This is a genomic window from Hyphomicrobium sp. 1Nfss2.1, assembly GCF_965243865.1.
Classification (GTDB): Bacteria; Pseudomonadota; Alphaproteobacteria; order Rhizobiales; family Hyphomicrobiaceae; genus Hyphomicrobium_A.
Map to the genome: position 1 here is coordinate 2,796,484 of NZ_OZ251603.1, position 15,820 is coordinate 2,812,303.

General features: G+C 63.9%; 17 protein-coding genes and 1 riboswitch. Of the genes, 8 read left to right on the top strand and 9 right to left on the bottom strand.

The features are described 5' to 3' along the window. Positions 1-2 precede the first annotated feature (2 nt). From phoU to ACP15D_RS13580, 3 genes are read left to right on the top strand one after another with little or no spacing between them, the layout of a single operon-like run. On the top strand, positions 3-713 hold the full coding sequence (gene phoU / locus ACP15D_RS13570) for a phosphate signaling complex protein PhoU (protein ID WP_424957983.1): 711 nt from the start codon (positions 3-5) through the stop codon (positions 711-713). Positions 714-734: 21 nt separating this feature from the next. Continuing rightward, on the top strand, positions 735-1,421 hold the full coding sequence (gene phoB / locus ACP15D_RS13575) for a phosphate regulon transcriptional regulator PhoB (protein ID WP_072370770.1): 687 nt from the start codon (positions 735-737) through the stop codon (positions 1,419-1,421). A gap of 23 nt (positions 1,422-1,444) precedes the next feature. Next, complete coding sequence (locus ACP15D_RS13580; RefSeq protein ID WP_424957984.1) at positions 1,445-2,443, top strand: DUF1963 domain-containing protein; 999 nt, start codon at positions 1,445-1,447, stop codon at positions 2,441-2,443. Between the two features lie 102 nt (positions 2,444-2,545). Here ACP15D_RS13580 and ACP15D_RS13585 read toward each other — a convergent pair whose 3' ends face one another. Then, positions 2,546-3,085 (bottom strand): GcrA family cell cycle regulator, encoded by a 540-nt coding sequence (locus tag ACP15D_RS13585; protein WP_072370773.1) that lies wholly within the window; start codon positions 3,083-3,085, stop codon positions 2,546-2,548. Between the two features lie 732 nt (positions 3,086-3,817). On the opposite strand from ACP15D_RS13585, the gene ACP15D_RS13590 reads away from it, so the two are divergent. The 3 genes from ACP15D_RS13590 to ACP15D_RS13600 are packed head-to-tail and all read left to right on the top strand — an operon-like array spanning position 3,818 to position 6,939. Next, positions 3,818-4,984, top strand: a complete 1,167-nt coding sequence (locus tag ACP15D_RS13590) for an aspartate aminotransferase family protein (protein ID WP_424959236.1) — start codon at positions 3,818-3,820, stop codon at positions 4,982-4,984. 33 nt (positions 4,985-5,017) lie between these two features. After that, positions 5,018-5,965 (top strand): ornithine carbamoyltransferase, encoded by a 948-nt coding sequence (gene argF / locus ACP15D_RS13595; protein ID WP_424957985.1) that lies wholly within the window; start codon positions 5,018-5,020, stop codon positions 5,963-5,965. Then, the gene (locus tag ACP15D_RS13600) at positions 5,965-6,939 is read left to right on the top strand and encodes an Hsp33 family molecular chaperone (protein WP_424957986.1); all 975 of its coding nucleotides are present in this window, start codon (positions 5,965-5,967) and stop codon (positions 6,937-6,939) included. The genes argF and ACP15D_RS13600 overlap by 1 nt, the downstream gene beginning before the upstream one ends. A gap of 313 nt (positions 6,940-7,252) precedes the next feature. Here the strand turns inward: ACP15D_RS13600 and ACP15D_RS13605 are convergent, their stop codons facing one another. The 4 genes from ACP15D_RS13605 to ACP15D_RS13620 all read right to left on the bottom strand — a co-directional run bounded on the left by ACP15D_RS13605 (position 7,253) and on the right by ACP15D_RS13620 (position 10,668). Continuing rightward, positions 7,253-7,633 carry a c-type cytochrome gene (locus ACP15D_RS13605; protein WP_424957987.1) on the bottom strand — a complete coding sequence of 127 codons (381 nt, stop codon included), beginning with the start codon at positions 7,631-7,633 and terminating at the stop codon, positions 7,253-7,255. A gap of 110 nt (positions 7,634-7,743) precedes the next feature. Continuing rightward, positions 7,744-8,919: an acetylornithine deacetylase gene (argE, locus tag ACP15D_RS13610; protein WP_424957988.1), complete on the bottom strand. Its 1,176-nt coding sequence runs from the start codon at positions 8,917-8,919 to the stop codon at positions 7,744-7,746. Between the two features lie 17 nt (positions 8,920-8,936). Next, on the bottom strand, positions 8,937-9,329 hold the full coding sequence (apaG, locus tag ACP15D_RS13615; RefSeq protein WP_424957989.1) for a Co2+/Mg2+ efflux protein ApaG: 393 nt from the start codon (positions 9,327-9,329) through the stop codon (positions 8,937-8,939). Positions 9,330-9,453: 124 nt separating this feature from the next. Then, positions 9,454-10,668: an O-succinylhomoserine sulfhydrylase gene (locus ACP15D_RS13620; protein WP_424957990.1), complete on the bottom strand. Its 1,215-nt coding sequence runs from the start codon at positions 10,666-10,668 to the stop codon at positions 9,454-9,456. Between the two features lie 88 nt (positions 10,669-10,756). Further along, positions 10,757-10,835, bottom strand: a riboswitch (SAM riboswitch). Positions 10,836-10,922: 87 nt separating this feature from the next. Here ACP15D_RS13620 and ACP15D_RS13625 point away from each other — a divergent pair. Both ACP15D_RS13625 and ACP15D_RS13630 read left to right on the top strand, forming a co-directional pair. Next, complete coding sequence (locus ACP15D_RS13625; RefSeq protein WP_424957991.1) at positions 10,923-11,984, top strand: 2'-deoxycytidine 5'-triphosphate deaminase; 1,062 nt, start codon at positions 10,923-10,925, stop codon at positions 11,982-11,984. Between the two features lie 287 nt (positions 11,985-12,271). After that, the gene (locus tag ACP15D_RS13630) at positions 12,272-12,568 is read left to right on the top strand and encodes a hypothetical protein (RefSeq protein ID WP_139247116.1); all 297 of its coding nucleotides are present in this window, start codon (positions 12,272-12,274) and stop codon (positions 12,566-12,568) included. Positions 12,569-12,575: 7 nt separating this feature from the next. Here ACP15D_RS13630 and ACP15D_RS13635 read toward each other — a convergent pair whose 3' ends face one another. From ACP15D_RS13635 to ACP15D_RS13650, 4 genes are read right to left on the bottom strand one after another with little or no spacing between them, the layout of a single operon-like run. Then, positions 12,576-13,142 carry a DUF3299 domain-containing protein gene (locus ACP15D_RS13635; protein WP_424957992.1) on the bottom strand — a complete coding sequence of 189 codons (567 nt, stop codon included), beginning with the start codon at positions 13,140-13,142 and terminating at the stop codon, positions 12,576-12,578. Positions 13,143-13,153: 11 nt separating this feature from the next. Beyond that, the gene (locus ACP15D_RS13640) at positions 13,154-14,428 is read right to left on the bottom strand and encodes an ABC transporter permease (RefSeq protein WP_424957993.1); all 1,275 of its coding nucleotides are present in this window, start codon (positions 14,426-14,428) and stop codon (positions 13,154-13,156) included. Next, a complete protein-coding gene (locus ACP15D_RS13645; RefSeq protein ID WP_424957994.1) occupies positions 14,425-15,159 on the bottom strand; it encodes an ABC transporter ATP-binding protein in 735 nt (244 codons plus the stop codon). The genes ACP15D_RS13640 and ACP15D_RS13645 overlap by 4 nt, the downstream gene beginning before the upstream one ends. Continuing rightward, complete coding sequence (locus tag ACP15D_RS13650; RefSeq protein WP_424957995.1) at positions 15,159-15,773, bottom strand: DUF2796 domain-containing protein; 615 nt, start codon at positions 15,771-15,773, stop codon at positions 15,159-15,161. Before ACP15D_RS13650 ends, ACP15D_RS13645 begins: the two co-directional genes overlap by 1 nt. Positions 15,774-15,820: the final 47 nt, after the last annotated feature.

The window sequence follows — 15,820 nt, forward strand, 5'->3', positions numbered from 1 at the left end:
CTATGAACGAGCACACCGTAAAATCATACGAAGAAGAGCTGGCGCTGCTCGACAAGAAGATCGCGCAGATGGGCGGCATGGCTGAGCAGCTGCTCGGCCAGTCCCTCGGCGCGCTTGAGCGTCGCGATCCCCAGCTCGCCGAGGATGTCGTCCTCGCCGACAAGCAGATCGACACTCTCGAGCGCGACATCGAGGAGCAGGTCATCTCCATGATCGCCCGTCGTCAGCCGATGGCCGACGACCTGCGCCACATCATGGGCGCGCTGCGCATCACCACCGACCTCGAGCGCATCGGCGATCTCGCTAAGAACATCGCTAAGCGTGCATTGGCGATCGCCGATGAATCGCACCCCAAGCCGCTCATGTCCGGCATCCGCCACATGGTGGAGCTGGCCCTGCATCAGCTCAAAGAGGTGCTCGACGCCTACGCCGAGCGCGACGCCGACAAGGCGCTCAGCGTCTGGCGCAACGACGCCGAGATTGACGCGATGTACAACTCGCTGTTCCGCGAGCTGCTCACCTACATGATGGAAGATCCGCGCAACATCGGCATCTCCACGCACCTGCTCTTCGGCGCCAAGAACATCGAGCGCGTCGGCGACCACACCACCAACATCGCCGAGACGGTCCACTTCCTCGTGCGCGGCTTCAACATCGCCGACGACCGCCCGAAGGACGATCAGACCAGCTCGACGCTGATCTCAGGCACTTGAGGATGAGGCAGGACGACACGAATGTCCGCTAAGGTTCTCATTGTCGAGGATGAAGCGCCGCTCGCCGAGATGCTGCGCTACAACCTCGAGTCCGAGGGCTTCCGCGTTTCCCATGCGGAGACCGGCGAGGAAGCGCTGATCCTTCTCGACGAGGATCGGCCCGACCTCGTCGTCCTCGATTGGATGCTGCCAGGCGTCTCCGGCATCGAGCTTTGCCGGCGCCTGCGCTCCAAGCCGGATTCGCGCAACGTGCCGATCCTGATGCTGACGGCGCGCGGCGAGGAGAGCGACCGCATCCGCGGCCTCTCCACCGGCGCCGACGACTATGTCGTGAAGCCCTTCTCCCTCCCGGAGCTGATGGCGCGCGTGAAAGCCATCCTGCGCCGCACATCGCCCGATCGCGTCGCCGAGGTGATCAAGATCGGCGATATCGAGCTCGATCGCGCGGCCCATCGCGTCACCCGCGGCTTGCGTCAGGTTCGTCTCGGACCCACCGAGTTCCGTCTGCTCGAATTCCTGATGGAAAGCTCTGGCCGCGTCCTGTCGCGCACGCAGCTGCTCGATGGCGTATGGGGCCGCGATGCCTTTGTCGATGAACGCACCGTCGACGTGCACATCGGCCGCCTCCGCAAGGCGCTGATCCGCGGCAACGAGCGCGACCCGATCCGTACGGTGCGCTCCGCCGGCTACGTCTTCGGCGACGCCTAAAGCCGCGGCCAGCTGGGCTCACGATGCTCGTAAAGTCGCTAGATGATGTTATCGCGCTATTTCTAAGGTTCTCGCAGAGCAGCGAGCATTTGGCAGGCGTGGATGAAGCCTTCGTTCGCCGGACGCTGGCGGAATGGCCAAAGCGCAATAGCATTGCACTTACTGCTGCTCCCGACTTGCTTCGGTTGGATGCGGGCGCGTCGAGCTATTTCGGCGGGCGCCCGACGTTGCCGAACGACGTCACCTGGCCCAAGGCAGTAGCCCCTGACGGCAGCGAGCGATCCATGGTTTTCCTTGGGCAAATTTCGTGCGGCGAGTTCGCCGTGCATTCCTGCGTGGAAGGCTTGCCGCGCGAAGGCTTCCTGTTCCTGTTCTTGGCTTGGGACTGCGAATGGGGTCTCCTAAGACCTAGTTGCAGGGTTCTGCATTCCACGGGCGATCTCGACGCTCGGCCGCGCGCACTGCCCGAGGATGTTCTCGCCCCCCGCCAATTCATGCATCACAGCGGACAATCCAAGTTTGATTTCAAGCCGCAGCCGGGCGACGATGATCTCAGATGCTACCCTCGACGGCGCATCAACTTCATCCCCTTCGCGTCGCTGTTTCGTGACCACGTCACCGTTGTTGACACGCGCGATAGGGCCCAGAAAGAATTTCTCTCTCAATGGACCGAGTTCGCGACCGATTTTGAGATTGCGCAGCTGGCGCCATGGTTGGGGATTGCGGGCTGGCACATCCGTGCTTTTGGTCTCGCGGATCCCGCCTCCGATCCCGTTCCGGCGATACACCAGTTGCTGGGATTTCCGTGTACGTCGTCGACGGATCAGCTGGGGCACTTGCTGGCCAGAGCGGGAAAGGGGCCTGCAGGTGTGGCAACCGCCGACAGTTGGATCACGCTTGCGCAGTTAAGAAGCGATGAGCTCATGGACTGGGATTGGAATGGCCATCTTGAGCTGCGGATTCCGGAAGCGTCGCTCTTGGCCGGGGCATTCGATGACGCTGTGGCGCACCAGATCACGTAAGTTGCGCGCGCGACGCAACCCGCACCGTGCGCTTTACGCGCAAAAAAGAAGCGCGGGTTGGATCCCGCGCTCTTAATTTTTGGCTTAGTGCCGCGTGACCGCTTAAGCGGTTTCTTTGCGCGGAGGTGCGATCTCCATTGCAGACGGCATTTCCACCACCTCGCGCTCGCGGCGGCGAGCCTGCGGGGGTTGGAAAGCACGGCGGGCGTGAAACTCGCAGTACGGGAGGCCAGGAACCTTGTTCTTGCCGCAGAAGTGGAAATCGGAGGCTTGTGGGTCCCCGATCGGCCAGCGGCAGCTGCACTCGGTCAACGTCTGGATCGTTTTGCGCTCGTTGAGCGGGATCACCATTTCTTCCGCGGGCGGCACATAGACATCCGCCTCCTGGTAGAGTGCACGGAAAGCGGGGTTGCCCGTCTGCGCCATGCGCGTCTTCGCCATGCGCTTGGAAGCCATCCGCGGGCGCGGGCGGTGGCTCTTCATGCGCGAGGTCGTCGCTCGGCCGGAGAGCCCGAGCCGGTGAACTTTACCGATCACGGCATTGCGGGTGACGCTGCCGAGCCGTCCGGCGATCTGGCTTGCGCTCAAGCCTTCGCCCCAGAGCTTTTTCAACAGCTCCACGCGCTCATCCGTCCAAGCCATAAATTCTCGCTCCCTGAGGTACCAGGGGCGCGCGCCTATGCGCACACCGATTGACAGTCGGGACAGACACGGGCGCGGCGCGGAGCGTGCGGGGACGCTACGGACGCGACAAGCCAATGCCTGACCGGTTACGGACGCTGTACTGTGGGTGACGCGTACTAGATGGCGCTTGACGGAAAGCGCGAATACGACAGAGCAAACAACAGGTTCACCGAGTCGAGCCGGGGCTACTCAAAGAGTGTCACGCGTCAAGCGCGAGACCTCGTGCCGCGACAGGCCTAAACCTACAACAGGCAGAATTGGGCCTACAAGATCGTCCCGCACTGCATCAGGGCATCCCACGGGACAGGTGGTATATTCGCAACACGCAACATCGGCTCCCGTGACTGATTTGCCCGCGGTTGCAGGCCCACGGCAGCGGTCGCTCGAAGGTCCGCACGGCAAATCCCCAGTACTCTCACGCAATCCCCACGATTCGCTGCCGCAGCCCCGCAGCCGGCGCTGACCGCCGCGCTGTGGCCTTAAATCCAGGCAACCGCCGCTCCGTTCCGTTGACAGAGCACCCTCGCGCGCGTATCTACAGCGCTTCCCTAGCCGCCGCGGAGGCGGCTTTTTTAGTTTCCAGCGACGCTTCGCTGCATGAGGAGTGGGCCAACGATGTCCGCATCCTTGGCAGCCTCGGAATCCACCCCCAAGGCTGCTGTTCAGACGACGGGCCCCTCTGCGGCCGTCATGGGCACGTACGCGCGCCAGAACCTCGTCTTCGAACGGGGAGAAGGCGCCTGGCTCATCACGCCGGATGGCGAGCGCTACCTAGACTTTGGCTCGGGCGTCGCCGTCAACGTGCTCGGCCACGCACACCCGCTTCTGGTCGCAGCGTTGACCGAGCAGGCCGGCAAGCTCTGGCACACCTCTAACCTATATCGTGTAGAGGGGCAGGAGCGCTTGGCCGAGCGTCTCGTCGCCGCGACGTTCGCCGACAAGGTCTTCTTCTGCAATTCGGGCGCCGAAGCGTGCGAGGCCGCCATCAAGGCCGCGCGCCGCTATCACTACGTCGATGGCAACCCGCAGCGCTGGCGCATCATCACCTACACCGGCGCCTTCCACGGCCGCACGCTTGCGACCATCGCCGCCGGCGGCAATCCGAAATACCTCGAAGGCTTCGGGCCAGCGGTAGAGGGCTTCGATCAGGTTCCCTTTGGCGACATCGACGCGACCGAGCAGGCCATCACGCCTGAGACGGCCGCGATCATGATCGAGCCGACGCAGGGCGAAGGCGGCGTCAACGTCGCCAGCGCCGAGTTCCTGCGCGCGCTCCGAGCCCTGTGCGACAAGCATGGCCTGCTGCTCATCCTCGACGAGGTGCAGAGCGGTGTTGGTCGCTGCGGCAAGTTGTTTGCCCACGAATGGGCCGGCATCACGCCCGACCTCATGCCCATAGCCAAGGGCATCGGCGGCGGCTTCCCGCTCGGCGCGCTGCTGGCAACCGAAGAAGCAGCCAAAGGCCTCGTGCCCGGAACACATGGCTCGACGTTCGGCGGCAATCCGTTGGCGACGGCGGTCGGCTACGCGGTGCTGGGCGCCGTGCTCGAGCCCGGCTTTATCGAGGCCGTGCAGCAGAAGGCGCTGCGCATGAAGCAGGCGCTGGCATCCATCAAGGATTCCCATCCCGATCTCGTCGAGGAAGTGCGCGGCCAGGGGCTGCTCACTGGCATCAAGGTCAAGGTTGCGCCTGCCGACGTCGTCAAGGCAGCTCTTGCCGAGAAGCTCCTCGTCGTCGGCGCATCCGACAACGTCGTGCGCCTCCTGCCCCCGCTCAACATTGCCGACGAGGAGATTGCCGAGGCCGCGCAGCGTCTGTCGCGCGCGCTCGACCGCCTGTCGGCTCCTGCAACCTGATACCCATCCCACATCCTAGCCGGCCGGAGTGCCATGGCCACGAAATCGCGAACCGTTCCGACGACGAGACATTTTCTCGATCTTGATGCACTTGATGCAGTGACGCTGCGCAAGATCATCGACATGGCGCACGCCATGAAGAAAGCGGGCAAGAAAACGCCTGCGAAGTTCAGGCCTGCCGGCATCGAAGAGACGACGCTGGCGATGATCTTCGAGAAGCCGTCGACGCGCACCCGCGTGTCGTTCGACGTCGCCATGCGCCAGCTCGGCGGCCAGACGATTTCGCTCAGCAACAACGATCTCCAGCTCGGCCGCGGTGAATCGATCGTCGATACGGCGCGCGTGCTCTCGCGCTACGTCGACGCCATCATGATCCGCGCCAACGCGCACGACACGCTGCTCGACCTTGCCAAGTACGGCTCGATCCCGGTCATCAACGGCCTGACTGACAAGAGCCATCCCTGTCAGGTGATGGCCGACATCATGACCTTCGAGGAGCACAAGGGCCCGATCAAAGGCCGCTCGGTCGCCTGGGTCGGCGACGGCAACAACGTCGCCGTTTCCTGGATGCACGCCGCCGTGCGCTTCGGTTTCGAGCTGCGCCTCGCCTGCCCCGACGAGCTGCGTCCCGAGAAGGATGCCGTCGATTGGGTGAAGCGCGAGAAGGGCATCGTCAGCTATGGCAGCGACGTGATGAAGGCCGTGCGCGGCGTTGATTGCGTTGTGACGGACACCTGGGTGTCGATGGGCCAGACCGATGCGCCCCGCCGCAAGAAGATGCTCCAGCCCTACGCTGTCGACGACAAACTGATGAAGGCAGCCGACAAGGACGCCATCTTCATGCACTGCCTGCCTGCCTATCGCGGCAAGGAGGTGTCGGAGGACGTCATCGACGGCCCGCAGTCCGTCGTGTTCGACGAGGCCGAGAACCGCCTCCACGCCCAGAAGGCAATATTGGCCTGGTGCCTCGGAGTATCGTGATGGTGGAAGCGGCGGCAACACCCGAGACCCGCAAGACGCCGGGCGACGACCTAGTGCTGCCCTTCCGCACCGAAAGCTCGGGCGTCATCGGGCGCCTCGTGCGCCTCGGGCCTGCCATCGATGAGATACTGTCCCATCATGCAGCGCCTGAAGCCGTCTCCCGTGCGCTTGGTGAAGCCGTGGCGCTCACCGCCATGCTCGGTACTGCGCTAAAGATCGACGGCAAGCTGACGCTGCAGACCAAGACCGACGGTATCCTTGATTTTCTCGTCGTCAGCTTCGAGCCGCCCGGGCGGCTGCGCGGCTACGCGCGCTTCGACAAAAAGCGTATGGCCGAAGAGGCCGACGACGTCGACCCCGCTATCCTTTTAGGCGTCGGGCATCTCGCCATCACCATAGATCCCGGCGAGGACATGGATCGCTATCAGGGCATCGTTGCCCTTGAAGGCGAAAGCATCGGCGATGCCGCTTTGAGCTACTTCCGCCAGTCCGAGCAGCTTCCCTCCTTCCTGCGCTTGGCCGTAGCCCGGCACTATACGGCCGGCGAGAACGGCGAGCCCGGTCGCTGGCAGTGGCGTGCCGGCGGCTTGATGATTCAGCACCTCGCGCGTGAAGGCGGCTCCGACGAACACGTCGTTTCATCGGAAGAGGACGAGGAGATCGTCGGCGATGCCGATGATGACTGGGAGCGCACGCGCATACTTGCAGCCACAGTCGAGGATCACGAGCTGCTGGACCCGATGCTTGCCCCCGATCGGCTGCTCTATCGCCTGTTCCACGAGGAAGGCGTGCGCGCGTTCCCATCAACGCCCATCGAAGCCTTCTGTCGCTGCTCGCGCGAGCGCGTCGAAGCATTCCTGAAGAGCTTTGGCGCGGCTGATCTCACCGACATGCGCGAGCCCGACGGATCGATTTCGGTAACCTGCGAGTTCTGCACCAAGACCTACCGCTTCGCCCCCGACGAGATCACCTGACCTCAGCCCGCCGCCCGCTCGACGTCACCCCGACGCATGTCGGGGCCTGCGCCAGCTTCAACGCGCTCTTCTCGTGAAGGCTGGATCTGAACTTTGGGCTGGTGCGAACCGCTTGTTCCGATGCGATTGCGGAGGCGTGTCTGGGTCCCGGCCTTCGCCGGGATGACGGAGATGAGGAAGGCGCCGCATGCACGCCTCTTAGCCGCGTAGCGGCCAGGGCCCAAGGGCCCCGCGCCTGAGGCGCGGCTCTCAGCTTGCGCGACGATCGCCGCAGAACAAGCTTCTCTCAACTTGCGTCATCAAAAAGGGCTTCTCACTTGAGACTCTTCAAATAACTCACGATCTTGGCGCGCTCCGACGCATCGGAGATACCGCCGAACGGCTTCATCGCATTGCCGTGCACGACGTTGTCGGGATTGGCGATGAACTTGTCGAGGTTTGCCTCATCCCACGTAATGCCCGAACTCTTCATCGCGGACGAGAACTCAAAGCCATCGATCGAGCCAGCCTTGCGCCCGACGATGCCATGCAACGTCGGTCCTAAGCGATTGTCGCCTTCCTTGAATGAATGGCACGTCCGGCAAGCGTTGTTGAACGCGACTTTGCCGTCGCCCTCCTCTTGCTCCGCCGCAGCGGGCAGCGTTGTGAGCGCCACGGCGGCAAGAGCGAGGGATGAAGCTAACGAGCGATGCACCTGCGCCTCCATGACTGCGAACAGTCGATGGCTGCATAAGCCCGCGTGCATGCCAGTTGTTCCCGAATTCAGCCGCGTTCAGCGCTGAATATTTCGTGATCGCTCTGCGATCAGCGGACCGCGGAACCATGCTCCGCCCAGTCTCGGAGGCGACCGAGGAAGGCATCGCATTTGTCGAGCTGATCCTTCTCGATCCACTCGTCCGCAGTATGCGCTTGAGCGATATCGCCGGGGCCGATGACAACTGCCGGCGAACCCGCCACCTGAAACAGCCCGGCCTCCGTCGCGTACGAGACGGCATGCGTCTCGTTCTGTCCGGCGAGCTTCAGCGCCAGCGCGACAGCCTCGGACGATGCACCCGCAGAGTAGGGCGGCACTTGATTGACGATGTCGATGTCGACGCCAGCCTCCGGCGCGATCCTTTGCATCTCCGGCACGCACACGTTCGCAGCGAACGCGCGAATGCGCCGGTCGATCGCGCTGATATCGACGCCCGGAATAGCCCGCACATCGAACTGCATGGTGCAGCTTATCGGCACGATGTTCGTCGCCGTACCGCCTTCGATCTTCGTCACCTGCAGCGTCGCATAAGGCGGATCGAAGCGCGGATCCTGCGGCCGCAGCTTTAGCTCGTTCTCGATCTCGGCCAACTCGCGCAGCAGCTTGCCTGCAACTGCAATCGCATTGACGCCCAGCGGCGCCATGCTGGAATGGGCCGCCCGTCCGCGCACATCGATGCGCCAGCGCACCGGGCCCTTGTGTGAATCGACGACGCTCATGGACGTCGGCTCGCCCACGAACACCATGCGCGGCTTCGTCAGTCGCGTGCCAAACTCAGCGATCATCGGGCGTACGCCGAGGCAGCCGATTTCCTCGTCGTACGAAAAGGCAAGGTGGATCGGCACAGTCAGTGGCCGCGCCAGAAACGTTGGCACCGCCGCCAGCGCGCACGCGATGAAACCCTTCATGTCCGCAGTGCCGCGGCCATAGAGCTTTCCGTCACGCTCGGCCAGAACGAACGGGTCGGACGTCCAGGCCTGCCCATCGACCGGCACCACATCGGTGTGCCCCGACAAAGCGACGCCCGGCACGCCTTGGGGGCCAATGGTGGCATAGAGACTCGCCTTCGTACCCGCAGCGTTGGGAACGATCTCGCTGGCGACGCCGTGCTGGAGAAGATAGTCCTCGACGAAATGAATGAGCGCCACGTTGGGCTTGTGGCTGGTCGTGTCGAAGCCGACAAGCCGCGCCAGCAGCTCGACTGACGAGTAGCTGGGACCGTTCATCGCCTGTTGCCTTTTATCTAGTTGAGGCTGCGCACGACGAACGGGCTGTCGAGCGAGAAGGCCGGAACGGCGACGTCGAACAGCTCACCCTTTTCGTCGGTCATCTGATAGCTGCCGACCATGATGCCCGACGGCGTGCGCAGCGGGCAGCCGGAAGTATAGCTGAACGATCCGCCCGGCTGAATGACCGGCGTCTCACCCACGACGCCCGGCCCACGCACTTCCTCGGTCTGGCCCATGCCGTCCGTGATCAGCCACACGCGCGAGCGCAGCTGCACTGTCTCATCACCCTCGTTGGCGATGTCGATCGTATACGCCCAATAGAACTGGCCCTCGTCCGGAGACGACTGCTCTTCCAGGTACTGCGGGGTAACGCGAATGCGGATACCGCGGGTAACGGCTTCGTACATGGTGCGGCTCTGCTCCTGGCGTCGGTTCCGCCCGACGCGTCGGCGGCGCATACTAAGGACGCCGCGCGCCGGGTCAATGTCGCAGGAAGCCCCAGATCGTGATCGCTTTGGATGCGATCAGCTCTTAGGCACGGCGGCTGGCGGCGAGGCCCGCGTCGAGGTCGGCTGCAAGGTCCTCGAAGGCCTCCAGGCCGACCGAGAACCGCAGCAGACCATCGCCGATCCCGAGCTCCGCCCGCGCCTCCGGTCCGATGCGGAAATGCGTGGTGGTTGCCGGATGCGTGATCAGCGATTTGGCATCCCCCAGGTTGTTGGAGAGCTTGATCAGCCGCAGGGCGTTCTGCAGGGCGAACGCCGCCGGCTTGCCGCCCTTCACCTCGAAGGCGATCATCTGGCCGCCGCCCGTCATCTGCTGCTTGGCAATGTCGGCTTGTGGGTGATCGGGCCGGCCGCAGTAAAGGACCCGCGCCACTTCCGGCCGTTCGGCAAGGTAGTCCGCGAGCTTGGCCGCAGTCACCATCTGCGCACGGATGCGCACCGGCATCGTCTCGAGCCCCTTCAGCATCACCCATGCGTTGAACGGGCTCAGCGTCGGTCCCGTCTGGCGGATGAACTCCTGCAGGTGGTTGGTCACATATTCGGCCGATCCCAGCACTACGCCGCCGAGGCACCGCCCCTGCCCGTCGATGTGCTTCGTGGCCGAGTAGACCACCACGTCCGCGCCTTGCTCGATGGGCCGCTGCAGAAGCGGCGTGGCGAACACGTTGTCGACCACGACGATTGCACCGATCTCATGCGCCAGCTTCGACACTGCCGCGATGTCCACCAGCTCCAGCGTCGGGTTCGACGGTGTCTCGAAGAAGAACAGCTTGGTGTTCGGCCGGATCGCCTTCTTCCAGGCGTCGAGGTCGCGCCCATCGACCAGCGTCGAAGAAATCCCATAGCGCGGTGCCAGCACGTCGACGATATAGCGACAGGCGCCGAATAGCGCCCGCGCCGAGACGATGTGGTCTCCCGCTTTCAGATAGCCGAGGATCGCAGCATTCACCGCCGCCATGCCGCTGGCCGTCGCCCGCGCTTCTTCGGCCCCTTCGAGCAGCCGGATGCGCTCTTCGAACATGGAGACGGTCGGGTTTGAGAACCGCGTGTACTGGAAGCCAGGATCTTCGTTCTTGAAGCGCGCTTCGGCCTGCTCGGCGCTCGAATAAACGAACCCCTGCGTCAGGAACATCGCCTCCGACGTCTCGCCGAACTGCGAGCGCATCGACCCTCCGTGCACAAGCCGCGTTTCCGGGGCCCACGATTTCGGGTCGATCGAATTGTCGTTGTTGCTCGCCATTGCGCACTTTCCTTCCGGGGCCTGGATGCCCAGCAAAAAGCCCGGCCAGCTAAAGCGCTGCTCGCGAAAAAAAGCCGCGCCTGGAAGCTTCGAGGTGCGCACGGCCCTTTTAGCGAGTTGTTTTACGTGGCTGCAAGCCGGCCGGCCAAATGACCACGAGGTATCAGCGGGGATTACTCCCGCTACGCGCTTGGCGTCAAGGCCTGCTTGCTCTAGAGCGACAAGCAGCACTTGCGTTCGGGGACTTAACGAAGATGGCTAAGGCCGAGGTTAAAGCTGGCGGAGCCGGGTCCGATCCGGCCGAGGGAATCCTGCCGTCGCAGGCCATCACCGCGCTGATCGCGGGCGACCGGGTCAAGCTGCCGGAGCCGCTGCTGTCGAACCAGCTCCAGCCTGCGAGCCTCGATCTGCGCCTCGGCACCGTGGCGTACCGCGTGCGCGCAAGCTTCCTGCCCGGCCGCGACGAGAAGGTCGCCACCAAGCTCGATGACCTGCAGATGCACGCCATCTCCCTGTCGCAGGGCGCTGTGCTCGAAACCGGCTGCGTCTACGTCGCGCCGCTGCTGGAAGGCCTCGCGCTACCGCCCGAGCTCTGCGCCGCCACCAACCCGAAAAGCTCCACCGGACGTCTCGACGTGTTCACGCGCGTGATCGCCGACGGCGTTTCCGCCTTCGACCAGATCCCCGCAGGCTATGACGGCCCTCTTTATGCAGAGATCTGCCCGCAGACCTTCCCGGTCGTCGTGCGCAAGGGATCCCGCCTCTCACAGATCCGTTTCCGGGCGGGCGGTGCGGAAGCAAAGCCCGTGCAGGATATCCCGCTCTCCGTCGACCTCGCGGGGAACGCAGATGGTCTCGTCGGCTATCGCGCCAAGCGCCACACGGGCCTCGTTGACGTCGATGCCGTCGGCGCCTGCTCGGTCCTCGATTATTGGGAGCCGATCTATGTGCGCGACAAGAAGCGCCTGATCCTCGATCCCGACCAGTTCTATATCCTCGCTTCGAAGGAAGCTGTGCACGTGCCACCCGATCAGGCGGCCGAGATGGTGCCCTTCAATCCGCTCGTCGGCGAATTCCGGGTGCACTACGCGGGCTTCTTTGATCCAGGTTTCGGCCACGCCGAGGCTGGTGGCGCCGGAGCCCGCGCAGTGCTCGAGGTGCGCTCGCACAAGGTCCCGTTCATCCTTGAGGACGGGCAGACCATCGGCCGCCTCATCTACGAGCGTCTCACCGAGATGCCGGAGATCGTCTACGGCCGCGACCTCGCCTCGCACTACCAGGCCCAGGGCCTCAAGCTCTCCAAGCACTTCAAGTAGCGCACGACCCTGTCATCCCGGGCGGCGCAGCACATACTTCCGTCACGGCCACGCAGGTGGCCGTCCACGCCAGCTTAAGCATTCTCGGCGTCGGACGCTGCCACGGGAAACTTGCAATTGTCGGCGCTTCGTAATCGCCAGGCGAGCGCCCCGACAGTGGCGTGGATGGCCGACTTCTCGGCCATGACGGAGTGAGGAGACGGCCGGACGATCTCAGGGGAGACGTGCGAGGCAATACAACTCGCCGTTCCTTAAGGCATGCCCGCTAGCATCGCAGCATGGAACACCTGCTCCAGATCGATCCCTGGCTCGCCCTCGGCGTTGTCGCCGCCACGGCCCTGACCGACGCCGTCTACGTGATGTTCACGTCCTCGGTCATCCACCGCCGCCGCTTCGCGGCCGCCAACTACAGCGCGCTCTGGTACACGCTCTCCTCGTTCGCGGTGATCAGCTACACCAACAATTGGGTGTACGTCGTCTTCGCCGCGTTCGGCTCCTGGATCGGCGCTTACCTGTCGATGACGTACCTGCACCGCCCGCCCGGCAAGCCACCCGCGCCGCTCGCACCCGAGGCCAGCGAGTAAACTCGCGTTACTCCTTGCGGTGCTCCACGGCGTCCGCATCGATCGTGTATCCGGCATCGGCAAGACCGGTGAACGCCGGCTCCGTCTTGATCGTGCCCGTCACCCAAACGGGATCGAACTGCCCGCCGATCTCGAAGCCCTTCTCCGATTTCACATAGACGATCTGGTTCGCGGGCGGCGGCGGCACGTGAATGCACGCGCCGACGAACGGCACCAGCAGAAACTCTTTGACCGACGTTGCCTCGAAATCGAGCGGCACCACGTAGCCGCCGATCTTCACCCGCTTGCCGTTATATTCGGTAACAACGCGCGGCGGCTGATTGCCACCCGGTTGCTTGCGCTTCACCGACATGAAGCCGCCCTCGGCAAGCGGTGGAGGGGGCGCCCCGCCGTCATCCGGCGCCGGCTGCGAACCAGCAAAGAACGTCTTCGGCTTCAGCGCATTCATCTGCTGCGCGGGCGGCATGAGCTTCGCCCACGTGATGTCGATAGGCGCATCCGCGGCGAGCACGGGGGAGAGCACCCCCTGCACCGCAAACAGCGCTACACCAATGCCGCAATAAGCTTTTCTCATCGTCTTCTCCATCACGTGCGCACTGTCATGCCGTCGGCCAGCGACAGCCGGTAGGCGCGCATCGCCGGCAGCAGGCCGGCAAGGAACCCAGCGACGACGATGCCACCGAGCATTATCCACTCCCGCGCCGTCGGCGCGTTGATATCGAGGTTGAGGCCATACGTAGCGTCGACCCATGGCCGCAGCACCAGCAGCGCGCCATAGAGCATGGCCACGCCGAGCACGACACCCGCTAAGGTCAGCAGCCCCGCCTCCGTTGCGAGCAGCCCCAGAACGGTCGTTGGCCGCGCGCCCACCGAGCGCAGGATCGCCATCTCCCGGCGGCGCTCATTCAGTGTCGTCAGGATCATCGTCACCATGCCGAGCAGCGCGGTGGCGACCACCATCGCCGACACCACCGACAACGCGGTTTCCGCCGTGCCGACGAGGCCCCACAATTCCTGCAGCGCGGCGCCTGGCATGATCGCCGACAGCGGCTCTTCCGAATAGCCGTTGATCGCCCGCTGCAGCTTGAAAGTTGCGAGCTTCGACTTCAGCCCGACCAGTGCCGCCGTGATTGCCTTGGGCCTCAAATCCATCTTGCGCACGTCATCCGCCGAAACGCTCTGCCCTGGCTGCGGCATGCCATTTTGCCAGTCGACGTGGATGGCCTCGATCGCTTCGAGGCTCACATGCACCGTGCGGTCGACCGGCGTTCCCGTCTTGGCGAGAATGCCGGAAACCCGGAACGGCTTATCCGCATGCTCGACAAACGAAACCGAGCCGAGCCCGTGCGCGACGATGATGGGATCGCCCACCTTGTAACCGAGCGCCTTGGCCACATCCGCACCGATCACCGCGTCGAACAGATCCTTGAACGGCCCACCCCCAGCGAACGTCAGCCCCTGTCCGTGTCGATACTTGTAGTGCTCGAAATAGTCGGGCGTGGTGCCCAGCACGCGGAAGCCATGATGGCTGTCGCCCAGCGACATCGGCACGATCCACGCAACCTCCGGCCGCTTGGCGATATCCTCATAGCTCTTCCACGTGACGTTGTTGGTCGCATTGCCGATGCGGAAGATCGAATAGAGCAGCAATTGGATACTGCCTGACCGCGCCCCCACGATCAGGTCTGTGCCCGAGATGGTGTCGGCAAAGCTCTGCCGTGCGCCCGTGCGCACTTTCTCCACGCCCAGCAACAGCATCACCGAGAATGCAATGGCGAGCACGGTGAGAAACGCGGTCAGCGCCCGGTTGCGCAGCGATTGCATTGCAAGGCGCGGAACGATGTGACGATGCACGCTCATGCCGCCGCACTCCGTTGCGAGATGGCGATTTCATCGAGCCGCAGCACCCGGTCGAAACGTTTGCCGAGTTCTTCCTCGTGGCTCACCATGATCACCGAGGCACCCGCGGCCTCCGCTTCGGCAAACAACAAGTCGAGGAATGCGAGCTGCCGGTTGCGATCGAGCGCCGATGTCGGCTCGTCGGCAACGATCAGCTCGGGAGCCCCGATCAGCGCGCGCGCTGCTGCCACACGTTGCTGCTGGCCGACGCTGAGGCTCGCCGCCGAATGCTCGGCCAGTTCACCGGCATCGAGACCGAGGCTCTTCAGTAGCCGCTGTGCCTCCGCATCGGCAGAGCCGTTTCGCGCAGCCCGCTCCGCCCGCGTGCGCGAGAAGCTCAGCGGCAGCATCACGTTGTCGAGGATCGAGCCGTACGGAAGCAGGTTGAACATCTGGAAGATGATGCCGAAGTGCTCGGCGCGAAACCTGTCCCGCGCCGCGTTGGACATCAGCGTGAGGTCGGAGCCGAGCACTTCGAGCTTGCCCGCCGTCGGCGCAACGATTCCGCACAGCAAGCTGAGGAACGTCGACTTTCCGCTCCCCGATGGGCCAACCAGCAGCACGCGCTCACGCGCGGGAAGCGCGAAGCTGTCGATCGACAGCGAGAATCCGCGCTTGCCCGGCCAGCGAAACCGCACGCCCGTCATGCGTACGACATCCGGCTTGCCCGCATCTGAGTGGGCCCGCTGCATTACATCAGCCCGCTGAGGTCGAGAGTCGGCTTGGTGCGGCTGACTTCGTAGCTGCTCTGGCCTTTACTTGTCACGAGGTTGACGGTCAGCGCCTGTGCACCGGCGAAATGCTTGAAGTAGTTGAAGCCGATGCTCGTTAATGCGCTCGGGTTGGAGCAGGCGAGCTCATACGTCGCGTGGAACTGGTTGTGACCTTCGTGTCCTTCATGGCTGTCATGGTCATGATCGCCCGCCTTGGCATCCTTGGCGTCGTGGTCGTCTTCGTCATGATGACGCTCAGCCTCAACGGCGACGTCTACCGACGCCACCGTACACTCTGCCGCTGCGGGAACCGGGAACACCTCCAGAACCCGCTGCAGGATCATCTTCGCCTCGTCCACCATCTGCTTCTGTGCGTCGCTCGTGGCGGCATGCTCGAAGCCGACGATGTCCATGCCGGGCACCTCCAGCTCCATCGAGATACTCTTGTCTTCTACTGCTATGTTGAGAGTGCCGTGCCCGTGCACGTGGGCGCCGAGCTCGCGATGACCTTCCTCAGCCATGAGTGCGGTCGGCAGCACCACTGCGAGGACAATCGCAGCGATGAACGGCGCCGAATGGAAATGCGTGCGCATTTTGTGATCCTCGATCAAGAACGCTCGCGCGCCTCTATCGGCACGCC